Genomic DNA, 24,463 nt, shown 5'->3' on the forward strand with positions numbered 1-24,463 from the left:
GCCTTTCCGATTTCAATCCGAAAATTTCATCAAAAACCATAAATTACCATGAAAAAAGTAAGTCTGTTTCTGTTCGTTTTCCTCGTCGGCATTTTTATCAATGGCTTTGCCCAAACGGCGGACCCGAGCGATTTCTTCGCCGGAAAATGGGAAATTTCGGTGATGGGAACGCCCCAGGGCGATGCCAAATTCGTTACGGAACTGATCCGCAAGGACGGCAAACTGACCGGCGAACTCAAAGACCCTTCGGGTGCCCGGCCGGCGGTGCCCATCACGAAAATTGAAGAAGAAAAAGAAAAACTGACGATCTACTTCAATACGGAACAGGCCGGCGAGATTCCCATCGAGCTGACCAAACAGGACGACGATCACCTGAAAGGCAACCTGATGAATATGTTCGAAGCGACGGCTCTGCGGCTTAAATAAGTCGGCAAAACCGGACGGCCCCTGCTTCGGGAAAGATGATCTTTCCCGAAGCAGGGGCCGATGGCTTTCCGTTTTATCCAAAAAAAATGCCGCCGGTTCGGCCCCGAGCCGGTATTATGCCTATTTTCGTGGATGCCGTTCGGCCATCTTCCTTCGGGGGAGCGCCCGGGTTCTGCCAGCATGTCGAAATCACAGTACGATGCCGTTGTCGTCGGCTCCGGCCCCAATGGCCTTGCCGCAGCCATTACTCTGCAGAGAGCCGGTTTATCGGTTCTCTTACTGGAAGGCCGGGAAACCGTGGGAGGGGGGCTGCGGTCGGCGCAGCTGACCCTGCCGGGATTTGTGCATGACGTGTGTTCGGCCATTCATCCGCTGGCCGTCGGCTCGCCCTTCTTCCGGACGCTCCCGCTCGAAGAGCACGGCCTGGAGTATATTTATCCCCCGGTCGATGCGGCTCACCCGTTCGACGGCGGAGGGGCCGCGGTGCTGAAACGATCGGTGGAAGAAACGGCCCGGGCGCTTGGCCCCGACCGGAAGGCCTACCTGAACCTGATCGGCCCCCTCGTCCGGCTCTGGCCCGGCATCGATTCCGATGTGCTGGGGCCGCTCACCTTCCCGAAACATCCGGTTGATTTTGTGCAGTTCGGCCTTCGCGCCCTGCCGCCGGCCACGCTCCTGACCCGGCTGTTCCAAACCCGTGAAGCCCGGGGATTGTGGGCGGGTATGGCCGCTCATGCCATCCAGCCTTTATCCAACCTCACGACGTCCGCCATCGGTCTGGTGCTGATGACCTCGGCTCACCTTCGGGGCTGGCCCATGCCGAAAGGCGGATCGCAGGCCATTGCCGACGCGCTGGCTTCCTATTTCATCTCCCTGGGCGGAACCCTCGAAACCAACCGCTGGGTCCGGTCGCTGAACGAGCTTCCGGAAGCGAAGGCGGTTCTGTTCGATCTGACGCCGAAACAGCTTCTGGAAATCGCCGGGGACCGTTTTTCGGACTTTTACGCCGGACAACTGCGCCGGTACCGCTACGGGATGGGCGTCTTTAAAGTGGACTGGGCGCTCGACGGCCCCATTCCTTTCACCTCCGAAGCCTGCCGGCAGGCCGGAACCGTTCATCTGGGCAACACGCTGGAAGAAATTGCCGCGTCGGAACGGGAAACCTCGAAGGGCGGCCACCCGAAGCGTCCGTTCGTACTGCTGGCGCAGCAGAGCGCGTTCGACTCCTCCCGGGCCCCGCAGGGAAAGCACACGGCCTGGGCCTATTGCCACGTACCGAACGGCTCTCAGATCGACATGACCGAAGCCGTTGAAAGTCAGGTGGAACGGTTTGCACCAGGTTTCCGGGACCGGATTCTGGCCCGGCATACGCTGAATACGGTTCAGGTAGAGGCCTACAACCCCAATTACGTCGGGGGAGACATCAACGGCGGAATCATCGATCTGGGCCAGTTGTATACCCGGCCCGCCGTCCGCTGGTCACCTTACCAGACTTCCGCCAAAGGCATCTACCTCTGCTCCTCTTCGACTCCCCCGGGAGGAGGGGTCCACGGTATGTGCGGTTATCATGCCGCGCGTAGGGTTCTCCGGGACCTGTTCTGAAAGGAGCTACCGGATACTTTGAATATAGGGAGGCCCTGCGTCTTCCCCCTTCGTTTTTCGGTCCGTCAAAAAAGCCAGCCCGGACCAGCCCAGCACGGCTACCGAGCCGAAAAAGAGCGAGTATAAAGACAGATCGTAACTGTTAGGGAAGCCGAGTATACGTAAGCCGGTTTCGATCAGGCCGGGTAACTGAAACTGGTTGGAGTGAGCAAAGGCGAAATAAAGCCAATAAAGGAAAAGAATGCCGCAAAAGGCGCCGATTGCCGAAAGGAAGGTTCTGTATAAATGGGTTTTAACTACCAGTTTGTCGATGCCGATCTGTCGGTTTAAAGCATTCCAGTCGATAAATAATGCATAGACGATCAGATTGGAATAAAATGGAATATTAAACAGTAACAGGACGAAAAAGTGAAACAGAACGGCCGCCGAAACGAAATAATTAAAGTATCTCCGATGAACGGTGCTGATCAAAAAGCCGACTTCCATAATTACCGTACTAAAGTCCATTATTTTCCAAAATAAATGCTGATCCAGCGACAGGAAATAGCCCGCGAAAAATTCGGTCCGGTCGTGCGAGAAGTAATTTCTGACCAGCCAGAACCGGGCGGCTTCCGATTGCCAGTTCAACCAGCCCCCCTGAACTTTCTGGATGCCCGCCGTCGCCATGGAAAAGGCAATGGTTAAGGCAAACAGGCAAACCGCCAGAGAAGCCCGGCCGGGGGCGGTTTCAACCGGTTCATTTCTCCTTTTACGGAATAATTCGGGAAGGGTAAAATAATCGCCCCAGCCGGCCACGCTTAAAAAGATCGGCGCGATGATCCACAGGAGCAAATGGTCGATTTTTCCGAAAGAATACCAGAAGGTATGCCCCAGCATGGAGGTAACCGAAAAGAGAACCGAAGTCCATCGGCACCAGACGCCCAGAATCATCAGGAAAAAGAAAACAAGGTTGAGCACCGTCAGAACCTGAAAGAAACCGGTACCCGGGAAGCCGGAGAACAGCCGGGCCAGACTATAGGGGGGCGGAGCAAAAAAGTAGGTAAGACCCTGTCCCAGCCACGTAAAAGCCGGCAACCCGATGAAAGTGACCACGATCAAACCGTAAAGGAGACGGTATGCACTCAGATAAACCGGCCGGATAAAGTAGGAGTCGATCATTGGGTTATGGCTTTAATATAACTTGATTAAGGTGCGGCTTTCCACGATGCCCGTCCGGTCCAGGACCTGGGAGGAAAGATGATATTGGACCTTTTCCTTTTGGATCAGTAAAGCGACGAACCGCGTATGCGGAAACAGCCGGTTCAACTGCTTTTTGCTGAAGTCGATAAAGGCGCCCCGTCCGTTGCGAATGTTTGGATTCGTGCGGCTTCTGGCTTCGTTTACCGTGATCGTGTTTAAGATGTTGTCGACGTGCTTATCGTAGAAATCCTGAAAGAAGCTTTCCTTCGATAACCGGACCAGGTGTTTGTTCTGATCCACTCCGTACAGATCGGTAATGGAGAATTTAACCAGGTCCTGAAGTTTAGGAGCCGCCGAGAAGGCCGGGAAGATTAAGGAGGGATAAATCTCTGCCTTTTTAATCAGGAAGATAAAAAAATGCAGACATAAAATAAGGAAATAAATAGACAGGATAGAACGGCCCGTAGCCGTTCGTTTCATCTTCATTAACAGTTCGGACAGAGTGTTGCAAAAGATAAACCGATACCGGTTTACCGGATTCCAGGTTCAATTATTTTTCTTTCGGTGGCCGTTAAATGATCATTAAAAATCAAATAACTACCTAAGGATTTGATCAGGGCAAGGTTTATTCAGAAGGACTAAGGGTACTATGTAGGAATATTTTTATGTTAAGTATGGATTTTTTATTTTATTGAGGATAGGGTTCTATTTTTGGAGCGTTTTCGATCTTAATGTGTAAAAACTTCACCAATAATGCAACTTCACCAATCGATCCGTAGAACTATCATTTACTTTCTGCTGCTGGCAGTCTGGAACTGCGTCGCCCTCGGGGGATTCGCGCAGTCGGTCGGCAGCGGGTTGCCCCGGGTCGCCATCGCCGGGCTGGGCATCGAATCCAGCACGTTTTCACCGGCCGTCACGCATGAAGCCGCTTTTCACGCCAAAACCGGCGAGGAAGTCTACACCTCCTACCCATTCATGGCGGCCGGCGCTCCCCTGCGCCGGCAGGCCACCTGGCTGCCGGCCCTGGTCGGAAAATCGCTGCCCGGCGGGGCCGTCACCCGCGAAGCCTACGAATCCCTGGTCGGTAAAATGCTGGACCTGCTGCGGAAAAACGGCCCCTTCGACGGCCTCTATCTCGACATTCACGGTGCCATGAGCGTGAAGGGCCTCGACGACCCGGAGGGTGATCTGATTACCCGCATCCGGCAGGTAGTCGGTTATAAAACACTGATCTCCACCTCGATGGACCTGCACGGCTGCGTTTCCTGGCGGCTGGCCCAGAATACCGACCTGATGACCTGCTACCGCCTGGCGCCCCACGAAGACGCCATGCAGACCAAGGAACGGGCCGTGGTCCACCTGCTGGAACGGCTCAAAAGCGGCAAGGGCAAACCGGCCTACAAAGCCTGGATTCCGATTCCCATCCTGCTGCCGGGCGAGAAAACCAGCACCCGCATCGAGCCGGGTAAAAGCCTGTACGCCAAGGTAGAACCGCTGGCCGACCGTCAGGAGGGCATCGTCGACGCGGGCATCTGGATCAGCTACGCCTGGGCCGACGAGCCCCGCAACCATGCGGTGGTGATGGTGGTCGGCGACGACAAGACTCAGGTAGGCCGGACCGCCGAGACGCTGGCGCGGGCCTTCTGGGCCGTGCGCGCACAGTTCGACTTCGTGGCTCCGACCGGCACCCTGGAACAATGTCTGGCGAAGGCGCTCGCCGGCCCGAAGCACCCGTTCTTCATCAGCGACACGGGCGACAACCCGACCGCCGGCGGGGCCGGCGACGTGACCTGGACGCTCACGCGAATTCTGGCCCGGCCGGAGTTCCGGCAGGAAACCGGTCCGTCACTGATCTATGCGTCGATCCCGGACTCGAATTTTGTGAAGAAAGCCGTGGCGGCCGGGGTCGGCGGGGCGGTGGAGGGAACGGCCGGGGCGATGGTCGACGCGCGGTTTGCGCCCCCGGTCCCGCTGAAGGGAGTCGTAGAATCCATTACCTACGGGGATAAGGACGCGGAGGTGGAGGTTGTAGTGAAAGTGGGCAGCGTCCATGTCATCGTTACCGGAAAACGAAAGCCGTACCACAAGGAAAGAGACTTTACTCGCCTGAAACTCGAACCGCGGAAGGCCGACATCGTCGTGGTGAAAATCGGGTATCTCGAACCCGAACTCTACGCCATGCGGGCCGACTGGATTATGGCCCTGACCCCTGGCGGAGTCGATCAGGACCTGTTCCGTTTGCCTTACAAGCGGATTCAGCGGCCGATGTTCCCGCTGGATGCGAAGATGCCGGACCCGGACCTGAAGGCCCGGTTCGTGCCCCTGTCCGGCAAAACGAAATAATTTGACCATTCAGCCACCCCCGCCGGCGGGGGTGGCTTCCTTCTGATTTCAGACTTCGGATAGTTGCCGCTTCAGGGTTTCAATGCCCCGGGCTGCCTCGTTATCGAAATCGCTCCAGACGCATTCCATCGACAGGCCGCCCTGGTAATTGATCTGTTTGAGGGCGCGGAAATAGGGCCGGAAGTCGTCGCCCCGGACGCCGGGGGGAGTCCGGCTTTGCTTTTCGGCAATGTGGCAATGGACGATATGGGGGCCGTATCGGACGATTTCCTCCGGTTTTTCGTCTTCCTTCATCATGTGGTAAATGTCGCACTGGAGCCGGAACCAGGGGTTATTGACCGCCCGCACGATTTCGGCGCCCTCCGCCAGGCTGTTGATGAAGTTCGTTTCGCCCCGGTTGAGCGGTTCCACGGCCAGCGTGATGCCGTGTTTCTCGGCCAGCGGGGCCATTTTTTTACAAAGCTCGATGTGCTGGGCTTTCGCCTTGTCGCGGTCGAAGCCGTCCGGAATGGCCCGGGAACCCCCGCTGCCGAACACGATGTTCGTCGATCCGCAGGCTTTCGCCCGACCGAGCGCCAGATCGGCCCGCTCCAGGATGGCCTCGTGGTGAAGGTCCGGCCCGACCGACTTCAGCTTGCCGGGGAAAAAACTGACATACGACCGGACGGCCAGCTTCTGTTCCTGTAGGGCCTGCCGGTTTTTTTCGTACTGGTCGTTGCCGGAATCCGGAATCAGAAACCGCCCGACGTTCTCCTCGATGAATGAAAAACCCAGCCGTTTCAGCAAAGCCGCCTTGTCGTAGGAGGTGCAGACGCCCAGCGGCAGGTTCAGCGCGGCCGCCCGGGCCGGCAGCCGGGCCGCCGACAGCCCGGCCAGCAGGCCGCCGGCATAGCCGATGAATTTTCTTCTTGACGTACGGTTGCTCATGAATGGGAAGAGGGGAGAGGATTGGTTTCCCTCAAAAGCGGATTTGCTTCCGAACATACCGGGGCTGATAGGGCCAGGATTAAATTTTTGTAAACAGCCTCTTGATTTTCAGGATTATTACGACTTTCACCGCCTGAAACCATTCCCCTATGCGGATTCTGCTCCTCGCTGCGCTGACGCTGATTTCCCGGCTCGCCTTCGCCCAGACCATCGGCCGGCCGCTGAACCCCTGGCAGGAGGGGAGCGTCGAAATCCACTTTATCCATACCGGTCGGGGCAACTGCTCGTTTTTCATTCTGCCCGACGGCACCACTTTCCTCGTCGACCCCGGCGAGCAGGACCCCACCGACCCCCGTACCCTATCGGCCCGGCAGACGCCCCTCGTTCCCGACTACACGAAGCGGCCCTACGAATGGATCGCCGACTACATCCGGCAGTATATGCCCGCCGGCCGGCCGCCCGAACTGGACCATGTGCTGATCACCCATTACCACGACGACCACTACGGACACCTGTATGCCGGGGCGCCCTACGATACGGCCGGGCGGTATTACAAAACCGGCATTACGGGCCTGGGGTCCGAGCTGCCTATCCGCCACCTGATGGACCGGGGAGCGACCTATCCGTATGATTTCAGGTCGGAAGCGGTCCGGAAGCGGTTTCAGGAGAGCAAAGACGGCCGGGAAGTGATGGCGACGCTCGACAACTACTGGAAGTTTCTGGAGGTCCAGCAGAAGCGAAGCCGGATGCGGTATGAGGTTTTCAAAGTCGGAAGCAACCGCCAGATCGCCATGGTGCGCAACCCGCAGCGGTATCCGGCCTTCTCCATTACCAACACCTACAGCAACGGCGACGTCTGGACCGGGCAGGAGGTGAAACACATTTTTCCGGATTTTCGGGATGCGGCCCCCAACGTGCCGCGACCCGGCGAAAACCAGGTCAGCTGCGGCTTCCGGCTCAGCTACGGCCCCTTCGATTTTTATACCAATACCGACATCAGCGGCATGGCCGAACTGGGCCTGCCCGACTGGTACAACGTCGAAAGTAAAGTGGCGCCCTACCTCGGGGAAATGGACGTCATCACCACCAACCACCACGCCAACACCGACGCCATGAACGTCGACTACCTGCGGGCGCTCAAACCGCGCGTCATCATTCAGGAAGTCTGGTCGTCGGACCACCCCGGCCACGACGCGTTCCGGCGGATGACTTCCCGCTGGGTCTATCCCGGGGAACGTGACCTGTTTGCAACGGCCATGCTCGAAGCGAACAAGACCGTGATCGGGCCGGCGCTGGAGAATACCTATAAATCCACGGAAGGGCACGTCGTCGTTCGGGTCGAACCGGGCGGGAGGCAATACCGCATCTTCGTGCTGAACCACCGGAGCCGCGGGCGGGAGGTGCTGAAGGAGTTCGGGCCGTATCAGTCGAAATAACCCGTCGGCTTAGTCGATCAAACTTAAAGATAAGTAGTTGACTATGAATGTGTACGGAGTGTTATCAGGTCGTCGGGTAAGTTTACGATAGCTTCATGCGCAGGAAAAGTTAAGCTAATACTGGGAAGATACATTTGTGACGGTACCCATCCTGTTCACATCTATGCAAACATGTTTATCTTCTCTTTCTAAAGCACGAAGTTCTGCGATCCGGGGGTTGACCATCCTCTTTTTCTGGATGGGTCTGGTCCTGTCGGCCTCGGCGCAGTCCGAACCAACCATCACGGGGCGCGTCCTGTCCGGCGACGACAGCCAGCCCATGCCGGGCGTTTCCATCATCGTGAAAGGCACGACCTCCGGCACGACGACGCGCTCCGACGGTACGTACTCGATCAATGCGCAACCGAACGCCACGCTGATCTTCTCCTTCATCGGCTTCGGCACGCAGGAAGTGGCCGTCGGCAATCGCACCACCCTCGACGTGACGCTCCGCTCCGACACCCAGACGCTCGGCGAGGTGGTCGTGACCGCCCTCGGGATCCAGCGGGAAAAGAAAGCCCTCGGCTATGCCACCCAGGAACTCCAGGGAACGGCGCTGACCATCGCCCGCGAAACGAACGTGACCAACCAGCTCGCCGGCAAGGTAGCCGGGGTGACGGTGGTCGGCAGCCCCTCCGGCATCGGCGGCTCCTCGCGGGTCACGATCCGGGGCGAACGCTCGGTCGACCTGAACAAGAACCAGCCGCTCTACGTCGTCGACGGGGTGCCCATCTCCAACGGCTTCACGGGCGGGTCGGGCCGGAACAACCTCGAAGTGGACTTCGGCAACGGCGCCGGCTTTATCAACCCCGACGACATCGAATCGATCAACGTGCTGAAAGGGGCGGCAGCCTCGGCGCTCTACGGCTCGCGCGCGGCCAACGGCGTGATCGTCATCAAGACCAAATCCGGCAAAGGAACGAAGGGCATCGGGGTGGAATTCAACACCAACCAGACCCTCGAAACTCCGCTCGTGCTGCCTGAATATCAGAACGTTTATGGACAGGGCAACGGCAACGGCGGAGACTTCGCCTTTGCGAACGGCGCGGGAGCGGGCCAGACCGACGGCACCGACGAAGCCTGGGGACCGGCCTTTTCGCTCAACAAAAGCTATCCTCAGTACGACTCGCCCCGGACCCTCAACGGCCAGCCGATTCCGTTCCGCGGGGGCGACCTCAACGCACCGGCGGGCAGCGTCATCACCCCGACGCCCTGGGCGCCCGAAACCGACAACCTGCGCAAGTTTCTGCAAACCGGCCGGACCAGCACCACGAGCATCGCCGTCACGGGCAGCAACGAAGCCGGCAATTTCCGCCTGGCCCACACCCTGCTCGACCAGAAAGGCATCGTGCCCAACACCGACCTGAAGCGGTATACCACCTCGCTGAGCGGGGGTTACAACTTTACGAAGAAGTTTTCGGCCAACGCCTTCGTCAGCTACCTCAAGGGCGAGAGCGGTAACCGCCCGTCCATCAGCTACGGGACCGAGAGCATCATGTACCTTTTCAACTGCTGGCTGCCGCCATCGGTGCAGCTGGAGCCGATGCGGGAGTACTGGATGCGCGGCATGGAAGGCCGCCAGCAGTTCAGCTGGAACTACAACTACCACGACAACCCGTACCTGACGGTCTACGAAAACACCAACGGCCAGCTCTACGACCGCATCCTCGGCAACGCTTCGCTGAAATATGACCTGACGCCCTGGCTGAGCCTTCAGGCCCGGACGGCCATCGATTACAGCAACGAGAAGCGCGAATACCGCCGGGCCTTCAGCACGCAGCGGTTTCCGTTCGGCCAGTACCGCGAAAACCGCATCGTGACCGAGGAACGCAATACCGACTTCCTGTTTACGGCCAACAAACAGATCAATCAGGACTGGACCATCGCCGGAACGTTCGGCGGCAACCAGCTTCGGCAAAAATCCGATTTTCTGGAGAATAACGCCGGCCAGCTGAACATTCCCGGTATCTACAACCTGACCAACTCGCGCATTCCGCTGCAAACGGCGCAAAGCCTCGTCACCAAGCGCGTCAACTCGCTCTACGGGTCGGTGCAGATCGATTTCCGCAACTACCTCTTCCTGGAAGTGACGGCCCGCAACGACTGGTCGAGCGCCCTGACGCTGCCCGAATACGCCCGGGCGCTGGGCACGCAGGACAACTCGTACTTCTATCCGTCGGTGGCCCTCAGCGGGGTGATCAGCGAGATGGTGACGCTGCCGCAGGCAATTTCTTTCCTGAAGGCCCGCGTCAATTACGCGTCCGTCGGGAACGATACCGATCCGTTTACGTTCACGCAGGCCTACAACCCGAGCGACCCCTTCGGCAACAGCCAGGTCTACGGCGAAACCGACCGTCTGGCCAACTTCAACCTCAAGCCGGAGATCAGCAGCTCGTTTGAAGGCGGTATCGAACTGAAGCTGTTCCGGCGCCGGATCGGGCTGGACGTTTCCTATTACCGGACCGACACCCGCAACCAGATCCTGAACATTCCGCTGTCGATCACGAGCGGCTACAACAGCCGGGCCATCAACGCCGGTCTGATCCGCAACAACGGGGTCGAAGCCGCTCTGAACATCGTGCCGGTCGAGCAGCCCAACGGCCTGCGGTGGAGTGTGGACTTCAACTTCTCGGCCAACCGCAGCAAGGTCATCCGGCTGTCGGACAACATCAGGAACTTCGTCATGGCGAGCCGCCGGGTCAGCATCGAGGCCCGCGTCGGCGAGCGCATGGGCGATATGTACGGCATCGGCTTCGTCCGGGTGCAGAACACCGACCCGAAAAAGCCGTACTACGACCCCACCGGCCAGTATGTGGGCCAGATGGTGTTCAGCAACGGCCGGCCCGTCGCGACCACCGACCGCATCAAGCTGGGCAACTACAACCCCGATTTTCTGCTCGGTATCAACAACAGCCTGAGCTATAAGAACCTCCGGCTGAGTTTCCTGTTCGACATCCGTCAGGGCGGCAGGCTGTATTCCGAAACCCAGACCGTCGGCCGCGAAGGCGGGATTATTGTCGAAACGCTGGAAGGCCGGGCCAACGGCTACGACCTGAACCTGCCGGGCAACGGCGTCGTCGGCCAGGGCGTGAAGGTGGTGAGCAGCAACGCCGACGGCAGCACTACGTTTGCGCCCAACGACGTGGAGGTCAACTCCCGGCAGTGGCACACGGCCTGGACCGCGGGCCGCAACATCGCGGAGGGCGTCATGTACGATGCCTCGTTTGCCAAGCTGCGCGAGGTGCAGATCGGCTTCAGCATCCCGGATCGTTTCTGGGGCCGCGTGCCGCTGCGCGGGGTGACGCTGACGCTCGTCGGCCGGAATCTGGCCGTCTGGTCGAAGGTGCCGCACGTCGATCCCGAAACCATGTCCTACTCCGGCGGAACGGCCCTGCCCGGTATCGAGTACATGGCTATCCCGACGACCCGGAGCTTCGGTTTCAACCTCGGGCTGAAATTGTAAGTAAAGACTACCCCGGTAATCGATTCAAACCACCATGAAATCCATAAAATATTTCATCTCCCTGCTGGCCCTGGTTCTGGTAACGTCCTGCGACAACGAGTTTGAGGAGGTCAACAACAACCCCAACGTCCCGACGCAGGTCTCACCGGACCTGCTGCTGGCCGGGGTGATCCGCAATACCGTCAACGACCAGGTCAACGAAGCCTGGGGCATCGGCAACATCGTCGTGCAGCATACCGCCAAAATCCAGTTCGTGAACGAAGACCGCTACCTCTGGGGCGAGCGCAACGGCGTCTGGAACAGCGTGTACGGCAATATGCGCAACGTCCAGAACATCATCGATCTGGCTACCGCGAGCCGGCAGAACAACTACCTCGGCGTAGCGCTAATCCTGAAATCCTGGCTGTTCTCGATCGCAACCGACGCCTACGGCGACATCCCGTACACCGACGCTCTCAAGGCGAAATCAGACGGAGTCTATGCGCCGAAGTACGATACGCAGGAGGCCGTTTACAACGGGATCCTGAGCGACCTGGCCAAAGCCAACGACCTGCTGGGAACGAGCAGCGAAGTACTGTCGGGCGACATTCTGTTCGGGGGCGGGGCCGCCAGTCTTCCGAAATGGAAGAAGCTGGCCAACTCGCTGCGGCTCCGCGCCCTGATGCGCATCTCCAACAAACGCAGCGTCGGAGCCGACCTCCAGGCCATCGTGGCCGACAAGGCGAAATTCCCGATCATGGAATCGAACGCCGACAATGCCGCCCTGGCTTACCTGCCGACGGCGCCCAACCAGTGGCCGCTATACGGCTCGCGGGTGGGTTCATTCGACGAGTTCCGGGCCAGCAAGTCGCTGGTCGACCGGCTGCTGGCGCTTAACGATCCCCGTCTTCCGGTGTTTGCCCGGCCGGTCGAGCGGCCTTCCGCGCCGGGCAAGGTCGAGTATGTAGGCGTTCCCAACGGTCTGGGCGATACGCCGGCCCTGAACTACAACGGGGGGCCGCAGGGCGTGTCGCGGGTGGGTCTGCCGTTCGCCTGTCTGGTGTGCAGCAGCCCGGCGCCGGTGCCCAACGTAGCCCGGGGTCTGATCATGACCTACCCGGAAGTACAGTTCCTGCTGGCCGAAGCCCGCGAAAAGGGATTGATTACCACCGGCAGCGCCGAAACCTATTACCTGAACGGGATTCAGGCCAACATCGACTACTACAAAAGCATCGTTCCGGCCGAATACAACCTCAGCGTGACGCCCCCGCCCGGCTATTTCACCCAGCCGGGCGTCGCCTACACCGGCACGACGCAGCAGAAACTGGAGAAAATCGGTCTTCAGAAGTGGGTGGCCCTGATGTTCAACGGGCTGGAGGCCTGGTTCGACTGGCGCCGGACGGGCATCCCGGCCGTCACGCCCGGCCCCGACAACCTGAACAGCAACAAGGTGCCGGTGCGGTATCCGTATCCCCAGTCGGAGCAGTCGCTCAACGGCCCCAACCGCGCCGAAGCCGTCACCCGCCAGGGCGCCGACGACCTGAACACCCCGGTCTGGTGGGATAAATAAGCCTCCAGACGCATTGGAAAAAGCCCCGACCGCTCGCAGTCGGGGCTTTTTTGCTGTCCGGGCCGGATGACGGGGTTTGTAAAATACCGGTGGCCGGGTATTTTAATGCTGGTGTTTGCTGAACATCTTTTTTACCTTTGTGGACATACAAACGACCCGACCATGCCGAAAACGATTCATCAGGGCAGAAACGTAAAACGCTTCCGGGAGATGCTCGGCATCAAACAGGAGGCTAAAGCCTCCGAGCTGGGCGACGACTGAAACCAGCGGAAAATTTCGGTGCTGGAGCAGAAGGAGGACATCGAGCCGGAGTTGCTGGACCAGCTCGCCCGCGTGCTGAAAGTGCCGGCCGAGGCCATCCGGAACTTCGATGAGGAAACCGCCATGTTCAACATCCAGCACAATTACGAAGGGTCCCACAACTCGGGGTCCAATCAGGTTCATCAGCCGACCGACAGCATTAAGAATAACTACTGGCACTGGACCTTTAATCCGGTCGATAAAATCGTCGAATTATACGAGCGCCTGCTTCAGGCCGAAAAGGAAAAAGCCGGCCTGCTCCGTGGGCGGGGAACCGATCCGGGTGCCGGCGCGGAGGCTGACAAAGGCTGATCAGGATTTCAAATCCCGACCGGCGGCTCAGGCCAGCCCGGTGATGGGAATCGGCGGTTGCGGGTGGTCGGGGTAGGGTTGAAGGATGCGCTGGTACCAGGCGACGCTGTGCCATTGCCCGAATTTATAACCGGTATTGGAATAGGTGCCGATCAATCCGAAGCCCATGGCCCGGTGGAAGCCTTCGCTTTTTTCGTTGGGCAGTGTGATACCGGCAAAAGCGTTGCAGTAGCCCTGCCGGATCAGACAGTCGAACAGGCGCGTGTAAAGGCTCCGGGCGATGCCCTGGCGGTGGGCGTCGGCGTGCAGGTAGACCGAGGTGTTCACCGACCACTGGTAGGCCATGCGCTCGGCGTGCCGGGAAGCATAGGCAAAGCCCAGCACCTGCCCGTCGCGCTCGGCGAGCAGGTAGGGAAGCTGCCGGTAAACGGCCTCGACGCGCCCGGCAAACTCCTCGACGGACGGCACCTCATATTCAAAGGAAATGACCGAATCGGTGATGTAGGGGGCATAGACGGCCAGCAGGGCCGGGGCGTCGGACGGGGTGGCGAAGCGGATCGTCATCTCGAAAAATGGAACAAGTGGTTGGGTTGATTATCTTCGCTGGATTTCGAGGTCGTTCCATGCAGAAGCCAGGTTGGTTCCGAAGCCCCTATGATCCGGATGTGCCGTTGTTTCTGGTGCTGATTCCCCTGATCAGCGGCTTCAATTATTACCTTACCTACTCCAACATCCGGTTCAACGGCTTCCTGCTGCTGACGTTTACCATCGACACCGTCCAGGGCTATCTGGCGTGGCTGGCCGTTCGCCGGCTCATCCTGTACCTCGACCGGCGACTGCCTTACCGGGAAAACGCGTTTCGGCGCATTGTTATCCAGCTCATCACCACCACCGCCCTTGGGCTGCTGATCATCAGCGCGCTGACCGAACTGGTCAGCTGGATCGCCCGCGGCCGACCGGCTCCCCTGCACTTCTACACCCGCGACCTGTTCATCATCAGCATCTGGTTCTACGTCATCAACGGGGTTTACATCGGGCTGCATTATTATTACGAGTTGCAGTCGGCTGAAACCCGGCGCGGGGAGGAAGTTCGCCCGAAGCCGGAAGCCTTCCCCGTAAAATACGGAAAAAAGGAATTGTGGCTGCGCTTCGACGAACTGCTCGGGTTTTATGTCGAGGGCAACTACGCCGTCGCCTGCCGGACCGGCGGTCACCGTTACTACCTCGACCAGTCGCTCGATAAGGTCGAACAGCAGCTTCCGGCGGCCGTTTTCTTCCGGCTCAACCGGCAGATCCTGCTGCACCGCCAGATCATCGCCGGGTTCCGGCGGGCCGATAACGGCAAACTGATCGTGCTGCTGAACGACAACCCGATGTTTCCGCCCGAGATTCCGGTCAGCCGCATCAGGGCCGCTCCGTTCAAGGCGTGGTTCCGGCCCTGAGCCGTGCATATCGTCAGGAAAATCGCTACACTTCGCCAGAAAACCGCCTTTTTCCGACGTTCCGGGTGCTTTCTCCGGTTTACCTTGCGTCAAAAATCCACGCATGAAAAGGACCATCTGTTTTCTCCTGCTGGGGTGCGGTGCGGCACTTCCGCTGCGGGGCCAGCCCGACCGGCCCCGCGGTTATCAAAATTTCCCGATCATCATAACGGCCCAGTTTCACGCGCTGTCGATGCCGTTCCGGGATCTGAAAGCCAACTTCGCCAACATCGGCCTCGGGCTGGGCACCGAGGTCAGTCTGAACGGTAAACACAACTGGGTGCAGCAGCTGAGCCTGGTCTGGTACCGGAACAAGACCGTCGGGAACGGGCTGATGGCCTATACCCAAACCGTTTGGCGGCCGACGGTGACCGGACACTTTTTCACGGAAGTGAAAGCCGGAATCGGTTACCAGCTGGCCTTCCGCCCGGTCGACTCGTTCCGGCCCGTCAACGGCGGCTGGGCTTCGGTGGGCCGGAAAGGAAAGGGAATGCCGGCCGTTCCGGTCGGGCTGTCCGTCGGCTACGACAACCCGGCTTCGCGGACGGCGGTATCGCCCTTCGCCACCTACCAGCTGCTGCTCATCAGCGGTTACAACAAAAGCGTTCCGCTCGTTCCGCAGACGCTCATCCAGGCCGGAGCGCGAATCCATCCGAATTATGGCAGATAAACCATGAAAACCATGAGAACCTATCTTTTCGGCGGCTTCGTTTTTCTCCTGCTGGCGGGCGGTTGTTCGGTCTATCGGCAGGACCTGCCCATGACCTCCTGCGGTTCCGCACCCGTCGCGGTCAACCCGGCTTACTCGCGGGCCGCTCAGGTCCGGCAGGCGATGGAACAACTCAACCGGGCGGGCGTTCCGGGCTGCGCCATGGCCGTGTATTCGGCGGAGGGCTGGTGGGAGACGGCCGCCGGCTACGCCAAAATCGAGGACAAAACCGTCCTGCAGACCTGTCACCTCCAGTACCTCCAGAGCATCGCCAAGCTGTACATGGCCGTGGCCGTCCTGAAACTGGCCGAGCAGGGGAAAATCAACCTCGACGAGCCCATCACCCGGTATCTGCCCGCCCGCTACAGCCGCTACGTCACCGACGCCGGGCAGGTCACGGTGCGGATGCTGCTGAACCATACCTCCGGCATCCCGGAATACAATTTCGCCCCGGCCTACGTCACCCGCCTGCTTCAGCACCCGGATCATCTCTTTTCGCCTGAAGATTATCTAAAGTACATAGAGGGTAAGCCGCTGACTTTTAAGCCCGGCAGCCGGTATTCGTACCGGAACACCAACTACGTCCTGCTGGCCCTGCTGACCGACGCCCTCACCGGCAGCCATGCCCGGTATATGACCGAAACCATCTTCACCCCGCTCGGGTTGAAACAGACCTTCTACCGCGACCAGCCGGGTTATCTCAACTACCCGAACCTCGTCAACAGCTATTGGGACCGCTATAGCGACGGCATCCTCGAAAATGCGTCCCGGCTTCAGCGCAACAACGTCGCTTCGCTGGTCGGCGACGACGGCATCGTCGCGACCCCGGCCGACGCCGTGACTTTCCTGCGGGGACTGCTGGAAGGCAAACTGCTCTCGGCCGCCACCCTCGAACAGATGAAAACCTGGGTGAAGGACGGGCAGGGCAAACCCGCCTACGGCCTGGGCCTCGACTATACAACCCTCGGCGGGGAGGAAGCCTGGGGCCACTCGGGGGGCGGCATCGGCGCCGGCTGCGAGCTATATTATTTTCCCCGGAAAAACGTCTATGTGTTCATCGGGCTGAACCTCGGCACCGTCACCGACAGTCCGCTGCACCCGGAAGCGGTCAGGGCCCGGGACCAGTTTTATGAAGCCATCCTGAAATAACAGCGGTCAAATCCGGATTTGAGCAGATTGTTCGGGCCGAAACCGCCTGTTTTGGGCCAAAAAGCCCTTCCATGAAAGCGATTGCGTGCGTTCTCCTGACGGTTCTGTTCTTTTCATTTCAAACCAATGGCCAGCCTTCCGGAAGGCTGGCCGGGAAGCTGGCCGAATACATGGCCTCCGCGAACCGGGCCTGGCGGTTCAACGGCTCCGTGCTGGTGGCCCGGAAAGGGGAGGTACTGCTCCACAGGGCCTACGGTTACCGGGATGCGAAAACCCGGGCGCTGAACGACACCAGCACCCGCTTTCCGATCCTGTCGTTTACCAAGTCGTTCACGGCGGCTTTGATTCTCCGGCTTCAGGAAGAAGGCCGGCTGTCGGTGAAAGACCCGCTGAGCCGGTTTTTCCCCGACTTTCCGAACGGCGACAGCATCCGGCTGGACCACCTCCTGACCCACAGTTCGGGGCTGGCCAACTTCACCGACGTGATCGGGGAGGAGGATTCGGCCATCGTCTGCCACCCGGTGCCGCGGCAGCGCGTGCTGGACCTGTTCTGGAACGCGCCCCGGGCGTTCCGGCCGGGTACGCAGTTCAGCTACAACAACTCGGGCTATTTTCTGCTCGGCATGGTCGCCGAAAAGGTGACGGGCCGGCCTTACGAGCAGGCCGTCCGGGAAAAAATCTTCCGGCCGTCGGGCATGACCCGCTCCGGCTTCGACTTCAATAACCTGCCGCCGGCGGTGCGGGCTCAGGGCTACGACACCCTGACGGCGACCTACTTTTCGCCCTACACGTATCTGGACTCGACGGTCGCCTATGCCGCCGGAGCCATTTACAGCACCACCGGTGATCTTTACCGCTGGAGCCGGGCCATTGCCGGAAACCGGGTCCTGGCGGCAGCTTCCTGGAAAGAAGCTTTCGAACCCCGGCTGGAGGGATACGGCTACGGCTGGAAAACCGGCCGCTACCTCGACAAGCCGTACGTCCGGCACGACGGTGGCTACCCCGGCTTCATGTCCGACTTCATCCATTTCCCGGCCGACGACGTGACGATCATCCTGCTGAACAACTTCGGCAACTACAACGATTCTCTCCTTCCGGTAGTGATGGGGCTGGCGAACATCGTCTTCGGGCGGCCTCCCGGAAATTGAAAAAGCCGAAGCCTGCAACAGGCTTCGGCTTTTCCGCAAAATCCGTGGCCGGACTTACTTCTTCGCCAGCTGGACTTCGGCGTTCTTCTGCGCAATATCGTGTTTGATTTTCGGAACCGTCTTCAGGTATTCGTAGATCGCACCCACCTCATAGTCGGACAGCATCGGCCGGGGGAACATGGGCTGCCGCAGGATGGAGCCGTCCGGACGCACGCCGGTCTTGACCGCCCGGATAAACTGCTCTTTCGTGTATTTTTTGCCGATCCCGGTTTCCTCGTCGAAGGTCAGGTTGGCCGAATAGACCGGCTGTCCCTTGTCGTCGTTCATCTGAATACCTCCCCCGTAATAGCCTTTGCTGTTTTCGGGATGGACCTTGTCCTGATCGATCATGTCGCCGGAGTGGCAGCCGAAGCAGTCGCCGATGGCGTCGGCGGTGTAGCGGCCCAGCGCCACCTGATCGATGCTGTCGGGGAGGGCGACCGGAGTGGGGGAGAACGGCAGCGGTTTCATCATCGTGTGCGTCAGGATTTTGGAGAAAAGGCTCAGTTCAGTTTCAGGTGCTTCCTTTTTGGAAGGCTGAACCGGGAAGGCGTCGGAACGCAGCCAGGCGATCACCGACTTCAGGTCTTCGTCGGCCATGTTCGGATACTGGGGCATCACCGGGGCGTAGGAGCCGTCGCGACGAACGCCCGTCCGCAGGAAGTACATGATTTCGCCGTCGGTCCAGTTACCGATGCCCTTCTCCTTATCCTGGGTGATGTTCTTGGAATAAAGCTTTCCGAAAAGCTCCGGGGCTTCGGCTAAGTGTTTGCCGGTGACGCGGTTGTCATTATCGGCGTGGCAGGCCATGCACTGGATCTGGGCGATCACCTCGCCCCGGGCGATCCGTTCCGGCGTCTTCTCGACGGAGATTTCAGGAATCACCGGCGGGTCGTAGGAAGGGACACCGACTATGGCAACGTACGCGGTGAAACCACCCGCCAGGACAATGATGCAGGCCAGAATCAGGCCGATCACTTTCAATACTTTCTTCATCGTATTTGCTGTTTAAAATGGCTTGTTGTTCAGGTGTCTCGTTGAAAGACCGACGTAAAATTGCGGTCATCTCCTCCCGAGACCAATGAACAAGGCCATGAAACGGAACAAGTGTGCGATGGAACGTGCAAAAAGCCGTTCATGAAAGCATCCCGAAACGATGGAAAAAGCCGGTTGCCAGGCGGTCTTTGAATTCGGCCCGGCCTGCGGGGACAGGAAGGGCAGGTGGGTCCATTTCGATGGACTGGCATCTATGACGTTTAAGCAGGATCGGATGCGCAGAATTCTGGCTCAGTCCAGCGGGATGCTGGCCGTGTAGAGAATGACGATGTCCGAAATCATAACTTTGCCGGGTCCGGATACGGAAACGATCACCTCGTTGTTTCTTCTCCTCAGATCGCTGGCCAATACCGTCGCGTGAAACTTACGCTCGACTCCGGGGATGAATTCAAGGTCCTTGTTGACGAAAAAATCACTGGAGGAAGCCATCCGCATCTTCAGATTGACGCCGTCTTCCAGCACCGTCACGTTGCAGGTGACGATCATTTTAAACTGCCGGTCGACGTCGGGGGCCTGAAAGCCGGGGTAACGAAAATCACTGGAAGCGTCGGAGGGTATGGTCCGGTTCGTGTCGGAGCCGGGCACAATGGCATATCTGGCGACCTTAATTGTAGCCATAGTGATGTATGTTGGGTTAGGCTTATCACGCAGAGGTTCGTCTTTTCTGTCAAAATGAAAGGGGTGCTTTCCGGCGGTCTGCGCAATACGCAATTAAGTAATCATCCATTTGTAAGACAACTGACTTCTTTCCAAATCCTACTTAGAGGAGAGCAACATTTATTTTACGGCCCGGATTTCCGGCCGCCGGAACGCATTTTTGCGGCCCCTTCTTTTCCGGAAAAAGCGGAAAATCAAAGAATGAGGCCGCCGGTTCCGGATACCGCCGATGGCAGAAGAATATGGAAAAAGGCCGCTTCGGGAAGCGAAAACGAGGTATTTGGGTGGAATTAATCCTTTAAAACCATCGAATTAGTATAAACTTGATCGTTTGGCCGCAATGAACCTTTATTTCCGCGAAAAGGCTTCTGAATCACTAAAAACGGCCCTTCCCGAAATATCACATTTTTTAATTTTCAAAACCTGAAAAGCGGCTCTCCGGCAAATTTCTATTTACCCTGTCGATTTTTCGGACAAGTGCCGATCGGCCTCCTTTCATTTTTCGGCCGCCGACCGAACCGCCCGAAACCCGTATCCCTCCGATCGGGGGCCTGACGCCCAGGCGGCAAACGGCCGGAAACTGACCGGACTGTTGGGAACGGCCGCCCCGGCCCGCATAGTCGGCTGGTAATAGCCGCCCCCCTTGTAACCGACCCCGCCGGTCTCGTTCCGGGGCCAGTCTTCATTGGTGGCGCCCCCGCTCTCCGAAAGCCGGCCGTCGCCGTGGCTGCCCACAAACCGGCGGCCGTTCTCATGACCGTAACCGACCACCCGCTCCCAATACCCCCCACTGAGGTCCATGACCCAGAAAAAAGAAGCCCCGAACACGTCCCGGTTCGCATCCGTCAGCATCGACTCTTCGAAACCGTCTTCGGTCGTCAGCTCCCCGTCCGGATTGAAAAACCGGGCCAGTCGGTCTTTGGAGGCCGTTCCCCAGGCGTAATCATTTCCGACGGGCTTTCCGGGTCCCCGGCAGGCCTTGACGTATTCCAGTTCGCTTAGGGGGCGGAGGCAGGCCCAGTCGGCAAAGGCGCAGCCGTCGTCCCAACTGATGAAATTGGCCGGCTGGTCGGGTTTGGCGGCCGCGTAACTCCCGTCTTTCAGAGCGATCGTTCCGCGCATCCGGTAGTAATTCCGGCCGCCGAAGTTGGCCCGGACGTTGGTGTATTGTTCATAAATCGAATTCAGGAAAGCCGCATACTCTCCCTGCTTCAGTTCGTATTTCATGCAGTAAAAGGCGTTATAGCCTTTCGGATAGCCGTCCGGAATCGGTCCCCGGCGGTCTCCGCGGTACTGGGGGCTGTTGCCCGGGTCATACCACAGGCTGCCCGACTCCGGCCCGACCCGGATTTCCTTCTCCGATTCGACGGCGAACGGCTGTCGGGTGGCGGCCTCGAAGGCTGCGGCCTCCCGGTGGGCGGTGGTGTCGGCGTCACCCTCGTAAAACCCGCCCTGCGGAATATACACCATCTCGACCCCGTAGGCAGTGCCGAAGGTGAGGTCATTGAAGTCGATGCCGGCAAAAGAGGCTTCGTCGAGCAGAATCTTCACCCGCCGGCTGACGTGGCCGCGAAACGGCCGGGCCGGATACAGAAAGACGCCCCGCCGGTCGGGTGCGACGTCGATCCGGAGGGCGGTTTCGTTCCGGGCTTCGACGGCCAGGGCGGCATGGCCGGAAGGCGAAACCAGCACCGGCCGCTCCGAGCGCTGCTGCGGTCTGATTTTCACGAAGAGCCAGACGGCGTCATGGTTGCGAGCCGTGTGCCAGGCGTTTTTCCAGCTCACCGTGCAGGCGACGAAGGGGGCTTTGCCCGAACCGGGCATATAGTTGAATTCGATGTTCCGGATGGCCAGTTCCGAAGCGGCTGCAGGCAGGGAAACGGCAAGGAAGGGCAGCAGGGCAAACCGGCAGACAGGCGTCATGGCTCAGGAGGTTTTGTTGGTCCCGAAAAGTAGCCAATTCCACGCTTCCGAAAATCACCCATTCCGGGCGACCCCTTCCGGGCGGGGCTACTCGCTTCGCAGACTTTTGACCGGATTGGTCAGGGCGGCCCTGATGCTCTGGTAACTGACCGTCAGCAGGGCGATGAGCGCGACGGCCCCACCCGCCAGGGCGAACAGCCACCAGTCCAGCCCGGTTTTGTAGGCAAAGTCCTGGAGCCAGCGGTTCATGGCCCACCAGGCCACCGGCGAGGCCACCACGATGGAAATGCCGACCAGCTTCAGAAAATCACCCGAAAGCATGGCGACCACATGGGTCACACTGGCGCCCAGCACTTTCCGTACGCCGATTTCCTTCGTGCGCTGTTCGGCCGTGAAAGCCGCCAGCCCGAACAGGCCCAGGCAGGAAATGAAGATCGCGAGGGCCGCAAACCCGACCGCCAGCCGGCTGACGACCTCCTCGCTCCGGTACAGCCGGGCGTATTCGAGATCCGAAAACCGGTAGTTGAACGGAAACTTCGGGTTCAGTTCCCGGCAGACCTTTTCCAGCCCGGCCAGGGCTTCGCGGGTTTTGCCGGCTTCGGTCCGGACCAGGATGGTGCCCCAGCTCTGCTCCTCGTTCAGCCGGATCACCAGCGGCTCGATGGCCTGGTGCATGGAGGTAAAGTGAAAATCTTTCACGATACCGATGATGCGGCCCTTGCGGTTGCCCCAGGTGAGCGGTTTGCCGACCGGGTCTTTGTAGCCGATCTTTTTCAGGGCCGATTCGTTCATGAGGTAACTCGTCGAGTCGGTGCCGAAGGCCCGCGAGAAATCCCGCCCCTCCTTCAGCTGGAGGTTCATGGTTTTTAGAAAATCGTACCCGACGGCGGTATTGGCGAAGGAGATGATCAGATTCGGATCTTTGCCTTCCCAGAAAATGTCGCCCGTATGGTGGCCGATGCCGGTGGGCGATTCCTTCATTTTCGAGACGGACCGGATGCCCGGCAGGTGGCCGGCTTCCTCCCGGAACCGCGCGAATTTCTGGGTCAGTTCGCCTTCGATGGGGATGTAGATGAGGTTTTCGCGGTCGTAGCCCAGATTTTTCGACCGGACGTATTCCATCTGCCGGTGAATCACCAGCGTCCCGACGATGAGCAGGATCGACAGCCCAAACTGAAACACGACCAGCCCTTTCCGGAAAACCGTGGCCCCCTGCCCGAACTTCAGGCTTCCCTTCAGGACCCGGACGGGCCGCAGCGACGACAGGAAGAAAGCCGGGTAACTGCCGGCCACCAGCCCGGTCAGGAGCAGCAGCCCCGCCATGGCCGCCCAGAAGGCCGGCCGGTCGACCGGCAGCGCCAGCTGCTTGCCCGTGACGGCGTTGAACGCAGGCAGGAGCAGGGCGACCAGCGCCACGGCGATCCCGATGGAAAAGAACGTCAGCAGGAGGGCCTCGCCGACGAACTGCCCTACCAGCGCCGACCGGACCGCCCCGACCACCTTCCGGACGCCCACTTCCTTCGCCCGTTTCGTGGAACGGGCCGTGGCCAGGTTCATGAAATTGATGCAGGCGATCAGCAGAATAAAAGCCGCCACGAGGGTGAACAGCCGCACGTACTCGATGCGCCCGCCGTCGGGTTTCCCGGCCTTAAAAGTCGAATGAAGGTATTTTTCGGAATAGGGCTGCAGGGCCAGTTCGATCTTCAACCCCTCGGATCTCTGCAAGTAGCGGTAGATGAAATCCCGGATTTTGGCCTCCACGCGGGCCGCATCGGCGGGGTTGCCGTTCCGGTCCGGGCGCAACTGGACGAAGGCCAGCGGGTTGGTATTGCCCCAGTTATACACCCACTTGTTTTCTTTGACATAGTCCTTCCAGGTGCGCAGGAAATCGAACTGCTGCGAGGAATTGGCCGGAAGGTTCTCAAACACGGCGGTGATCTTCAGATTGTCGCGGTTTTCGTAGCGGATGATCCGGCCGATGGCCCGGTCGGCGCTTCCGAAGAACTGCTCGGCCATTTTCCGGGAAACGGCGATGCCGCCGGGTGCGCCCAGGGCGGTTTCGGGGGTTCCTTCCAGCAGCGGATAGCTGAACATCCGGAAGAAGTCTTCCCCGGCCCACGAACCGTCCATCCTGGCAATCGTTTCGCCCGCTTCGAAGGTGGCCGGCATGTTCCACTCCAGGCTGCTCGCATACTGTACCTCCGGGATGACCCTCTTCAGTTCCTGGGCCAGCAGGCCCTGGGTGAAGTAGTTGGCCTCCTCCTTGCCGTCGTAATACCGGCGCTCGTAAATCTGGTAGAGGTGCGGCCCGTTGGCGTGAAAGCCGTCGACGCTGCGCTCGTCCTGCACCCAGAGCAGAATCAGCAGGCTGGCCGCCATACCCAGCGCCAGGCCGAGGATGTTGATGAATGAAAAGGCTTTGTGGCGAACCAGGTTGCGCCGGCTCACCTTGAAGTAATTCAGAAGCATGTCGGGATTCATGAAGGAGGGGGAGGGTTGGCTGGAGGATCGGGACGGGCGGGCGAGGGGCCGCAGCAGTTTGAGCGCGCTGAGAACATACCGCCGGCGGGCTTCGCGTACGCCCAGCGTCTCCGCCCAGCCGGTATAGAGTTCGAGCAGGTCGCCCTGCACTTCTTCGAGGGTGTCGGGGTGCCCGAAGCGTTCCAGCAGCCGGGCGGCCCAGCGGGGCGGAGTAGGAGGGGTCGGTTTCATCGGCGGTCCG

Annotated in this window: 20 protein-coding genes; 12 read left to right on the plus strand and 8 right to left on the minus strand. The window is 59.5% G+C overall.

Features of this window, described 5'->3' with window-relative positions; translation table 11 throughout:
* Positions 1–48 precede the first annotated feature (48 nt).
* Positions 49–426, plus strand: a complete 378-nt coding sequence (locus DX909_RS16565) for a DUF2147 domain-containing protein (protein ID WP_128546312.1) — start codon at positions 49–51, stop codon at positions 424–426.
* Positions 427–606: 180 nt separating this feature from the next.
* Positions 607–2,028, plus strand: coding sequence for a phytoene desaturase family protein (locus DX909_RS16570; RefSeq protein WP_128546313.1), 1,422 nt, complete (start codon positions 607–609; stop codon positions 2,026–2,028).
* A 6-nt stretch (positions 2,029–2,034) separates the two neighbouring features.
* Here DX909_RS16570 and DX909_RS16575 read toward each other — a convergent pair whose 3' ends face one another.
* Positions 2,035–3,186 carry a hypothetical protein gene (locus tag DX909_RS16575; protein ID WP_128546314.1) on the minus strand — a complete coding sequence of 384 codons (1,152 nt, stop codon included), beginning with the start codon at positions 3,184–3,186 and terminating at the stop codon, positions 2,035–2,037.
* A gap of 12 nt (positions 3,187–3,198) precedes the next feature.
* Positions 3,199–3,687: a hypothetical protein gene (locus DX909_RS16580; RefSeq protein WP_128546315.1), complete on the minus strand. Its 489-nt coding sequence runs from the start codon at positions 3,685–3,687 to the stop codon at positions 3,199–3,201.
* Between the two features lie 273 nt (positions 3,688–3,960).
* Here DX909_RS16580 and DX909_RS16585 point away from each other — a divergent pair, with 273 nt between their 5' ends.
* Positions 3,961–5,553, plus strand: coding sequence for a M81 family metallopeptidase (locus DX909_RS16585; protein WP_128546316.1), 1,593 nt, complete (start codon positions 3,961–3,963; stop codon positions 5,551–5,553).
* Positions 5,554–5,601: 48 nt separating this feature from the next.
* Here DX909_RS16585 and DX909_RS16590 read toward each other — a convergent pair whose 3' ends face one another.
* Positions 5,602–6,480 (minus strand): sugar phosphate isomerase/epimerase family protein, encoded by an 879-nt coding sequence (locus DX909_RS16590; protein ID WP_128546317.1) that lies wholly within the window; start codon positions 6,478–6,480, stop codon positions 5,602–5,604.
* 149 nt (positions 6,481–6,629) lie between these two features.
* On the opposite strand from DX909_RS16590, the gene DX909_RS16595 reads away from it, so the two are divergent.
* The 4 genes from DX909_RS16595 to DX909_RS16610 all read left to right on the plus strand — a co-directional run bounded on the left by DX909_RS16595 (position 6,630) and on the right by DX909_RS16610 (position 13,579).
* Entirely contained in the window at positions 6,630–7,916 is a 1,287-nt protein-coding gene (locus tag DX909_RS16595) for a ComEC/Rec2 family competence protein (protein ID WP_128546318.1), read from the plus strand.
* A gap of 217 nt (positions 7,917–8,133) precedes the next feature.
* Positions 8,134–11,418, plus strand: a complete 3,285-nt coding sequence (locus DX909_RS16600) for a SusC/RagA family TonB-linked outer membrane protein (protein WP_229311073.1) — start codon at positions 8,134–8,136, stop codon at positions 11,416–11,418.
* Between the two features lie 34 nt (positions 11,419–11,452).
* Positions 11,453–12,967 carry a SusD/RagB family nutrient-binding outer membrane lipoprotein gene (locus tag DX909_RS16605; protein ID WP_128546320.1) on the plus strand — a complete coding sequence of 505 codons (1,515 nt, stop codon included), beginning with the start codon at positions 11,453–11,455 and terminating at the stop codon, positions 12,965–12,967.
* 279 nt (positions 12,968–13,246) lie between these two features.
* Positions 13,247–13,579: a hypothetical protein gene (locus DX909_RS16610; protein ID WP_310589856.1), complete on the plus strand. Its 333-nt coding sequence runs from the start codon at positions 13,247–13,249 to the stop codon at positions 13,577–13,579.
* A 27-nt stretch (positions 13,580–13,606) separates the two neighbouring features.
* Here DX909_RS16610 and DX909_RS16615 read toward each other — a convergent pair whose 3' ends face one another.
* Positions 13,607–14,143 carry a GNAT family N-acetyltransferase gene (locus tag DX909_RS16615; protein WP_128546321.1) on the minus strand — a complete coding sequence of 179 codons (537 nt, stop codon included), beginning with the start codon at positions 14,141–14,143 and terminating at the stop codon, positions 13,607–13,609.
* A gap of 59 nt (positions 14,144–14,202) precedes the next feature.
* Between DX909_RS16615 and DX909_RS16620 the strand changes: the two genes are divergently transcribed.
* From DX909_RS16620 to DX909_RS16635, 4 genes are all read left to right on the plus strand, one after another.
* Positions 14,203–15,021 carry a LytTR family DNA-binding domain-containing protein gene (locus DX909_RS16620; RefSeq protein ID WP_164851313.1) on the plus strand — a complete coding sequence of 273 codons (819 nt, stop codon included), beginning with the start codon at positions 14,203–14,205 and terminating at the stop codon, positions 15,019–15,021.
* Positions 15,022–15,124: 103 nt separating this feature from the next.
* Positions 15,125–15,730 carry a hypothetical protein gene (locus tag DX909_RS16625; RefSeq protein WP_128546323.1) on the plus strand — a complete coding sequence of 202 codons (606 nt, stop codon included), beginning with the start codon at positions 15,125–15,127 and terminating at the stop codon, positions 15,728–15,730.
* Between the two features lie 12 nt (positions 15,731–15,742).
* Complete coding sequence (locus DX909_RS16630; RefSeq protein ID WP_229311074.1) at positions 15,743–16,918, plus strand: serine hydrolase domain-containing protein; 1,176 nt, start codon at positions 15,743–15,745, stop codon at positions 16,916–16,918.
* Positions 16,919–16,989: 71 nt separating this feature from the next.
* Positions 16,990–18,066, plus strand: coding sequence for a serine hydrolase domain-containing protein (locus tag DX909_RS16635; protein ID WP_128546324.1), 1,077 nt, complete (start codon positions 16,990–16,992; stop codon positions 18,064–18,066).
* Between the two features lie 54 nt (positions 18,067–18,120).
* Here DX909_RS16635 and DX909_RS16640 read toward each other — a convergent pair whose 3' ends face one another.
* Positions 18,121–19,101 carry a c-type cytochrome gene (locus tag DX909_RS16640; protein WP_128546325.1) on the minus strand — a complete coding sequence of 327 codons (981 nt, stop codon included), beginning with the start codon at positions 19,099–19,101 and terminating at the stop codon, positions 18,121–18,123.
* A gap of 291 nt (positions 19,102–19,392) precedes the next feature.
* Positions 19,393–19,779, minus strand: coding sequence for a hypothetical protein (locus DX909_RS16645; protein ID WP_128546326.1), 387 nt, complete (start codon positions 19,777–19,779; stop codon positions 19,393–19,395).
* 54 nt (positions 19,780–19,833) lie between these two features.
* Here DX909_RS16645 and DX909_RS16650 point away from each other — a divergent pair, with 54 nt between their 5' ends.
* The gene (locus tag DX909_RS16650; RefSeq protein WP_128546327.1) at positions 19,834–20,112 is read left to right on the plus strand and encodes a hypothetical protein; all 279 of its coding nucleotides are present in this window, start codon (positions 19,834–19,836) and stop codon (positions 20,110–20,112) included.
* Between the two features lie 201 nt (positions 20,113–20,313).
* Here DX909_RS16650 and DX909_RS16655 read toward each other — a convergent pair whose 3' ends face one another.
* Complete coding sequence (locus tag DX909_RS16655; RefSeq protein ID WP_128546328.1) at positions 20,314–21,741, minus strand: SUMF1/EgtB/PvdO family nonheme iron enzyme; 1,428 nt, start codon at positions 21,739–21,741, stop codon at positions 20,314–20,316.
* 87 nt (positions 21,742–21,828) lie between these two features.
* Complete coding sequence (locus DX909_RS16660; RefSeq protein WP_229311075.1) at positions 21,829–24,453, minus strand: ABC transporter permease; 2,625 nt, start codon at positions 24,451–24,453, stop codon at positions 21,829–21,831.
* Positions 24,454–24,463: the final 10 nt, after the last annotated feature.

The organism is Larkinella soli (assembly GCF_003703975.1).
Taxonomy (GTDB): domain Bacteria; phylum Bacteroidota; class Bacteroidia; order Cytophagales; family Spirosomataceae; genus Larkinella; species Larkinella soli.

Bases quoted from the DNA above. Each gene is read 5' to 3' on its own strand.
- DX909_RS16565 (WP_128546312.1), top strand. From the start codon at position 49: ATGAAAAAAGTAAGTCTGTTTCTGTTCGTTTTCCTCGTCGGCATTTTT.
- DX909_RS16570 (WP_128546313.1), top strand. From the start codon at position 607: ATGTCGAAATCACAGTACGATGCCGTTGTCGTCGGCTCCGGCCCCAAT.
- DX909_RS16575 (WP_128546314.1), bottom strand. From the start codon at position 3,186: ATGATCGACTCCTACTTTATCCGGCCGGTTTATCTGAGTGCATACCGT.
- DX909_RS16580 (WP_128546315.1), bottom strand. From the start codon at position 3,687: ATGAAACGAACGGCTACGGGCCGTTCTATCCTGTCTATTTATTTCCTT.
- DX909_RS16585 (WP_128546316.1), top strand. From the start codon at position 3,961: ATGCAACTTCACCAATCGATCCGTAGAACTATCATTTACTTTCTGCTG.
- DX909_RS16590 (WP_128546317.1), bottom strand. From the start codon at position 6,480: ATGAGCAACCGTACGTCAAGAAGAAAATTCATCGGCTATGCCGGCGGC.
- DX909_RS16595 (WP_128546318.1), top strand. From the start codon at position 6,630: ATGCGGATTCTGCTCCTCGCTGCGCTGACGCTGATTTCCCGGCTCGCC.
- DX909_RS16605 (WP_128546320.1), top strand. From the start codon at position 11,453: ATGAAATCCATAAAATATTTCATCTCCCTGCTGGCCCTGGTTCTGGTA.
- DX909_RS16615 (WP_128546321.1), bottom strand. From the start codon at position 14,143: ATGACGATCCGCTTCGCCACCCCGTCCGACGCCCCGGCCCTGCTGGCC.
- DX909_RS16620 (WP_164851313.1), top strand. From the start codon at position 14,203: ATGCAGAAGCCAGGTTGGTTCCGAAGCCCCTATGATCCGGATGTGCCG.
- DX909_RS16625 (WP_128546323.1), top strand. From the start codon at position 15,125: ATGAAAAGGACCATCTGTTTTCTCCTGCTGGGGTGCGGTGCGGCACTT.
- DX909_RS16630 (WP_229311074.1), top strand. From the start codon at position 15,743: ATGAGAACCTATCTTTTCGGCGGCTTCGTTTTTCTCCTGCTGGCGGGC.
- DX909_RS16635 (WP_128546324.1), top strand. From the start codon at position 16,990: ATGAAAGCGATTGCGTGCGTTCTCCTGACGGTTCTGTTCTTTTCATTT.
- DX909_RS16640 (WP_128546325.1), bottom strand. From the start codon at position 19,101: ATGAAGAAAGTATTGAAAGTGATCGGCCTGATTCTGGCCTGCATCATT.
- DX909_RS16645 (WP_128546326.1), bottom strand. From the start codon at position 19,779: ATGGCTACAATTAAGGTCGCCAGATATGCCATTGTGCCCGGCTCCGAC.
- DX909_RS16650 (WP_128546327.1), top strand. From the start codon at position 19,834: ATGAAAGGGGTGCTTTCCGGCGGTCTGCGCAATACGCAATTAAGTAAT.
- DX909_RS16655 (WP_128546328.1), bottom strand. From the start codon at position 21,741: ATGACGCCTGTCTGCCGGTTTGCCCTGCTGCCCTTCCTTGCCGTTTCC.
- DX909_RS16660 (WP_229311075.1), bottom strand. From the start codon at position 24,453: ATGAAACCGACCCCTCCTACTCCGCCCCGCTGGGCCGCCCGGCTGCTG.